At 72.0% G+C, this 472-nt stretch carries 1 protein-coding gene; it reads left to right on the forward strand.

The window, feature by feature from the left end; all coding sequences use genetic code 11:
* A partial coding sequence (locus AC07RN_RS21125; RefSeq protein ID WP_478337239.1) for a hypothetical protein occupies positions 1–472 on the forward strand: 472 nt, incomplete at both ends.

The following is a 472-nucleotide window of genomic DNA, read 5'->3' on the forward strand; positions in this document are numbered from 1 at the left end:
GGTCCGCACCGTCAGCGGTGACGGCCGGTCACGGGCGCACCTGGGCGGACGGAGCGTTCCGGCGGGCGTGCTGTCCGAGTTCACCGATCCACTGCTCACCGTGCACGGCCAGAACGATCAGCTGCGGTTGCTCCGACCGGACCAGCAGCGCGGCGCCCTGGATCGTTTCGCGGACAAGACCGTCGGGCCACTCCTCGCGCGGTACCGCAAGCATCGCGCCGAGTGGGTCGAGGCGCGCGCGGAGCTGATGGAAAGAACCAGTCGCGCACGCGAACTCGTCCAGGAAGCCGACCAGCTGACGTTCGCGCTCGAGGAGATCGACCGGATCGCTCCGACGCCCGGCGAGGACGTCGACATCGTCGCCGAGGTCCGGCGTCTGGGCGATCTCGATTCGCTCCGGACGGCCGCGGAGGGCGCCCAGGCGGCGCTGGCGGGACTCGACGACGGCGGAGTGGACGGCGCCACCGGGGCC

The organism is Lelliottia sp. GFLA7, assembly GCF_056490165.1.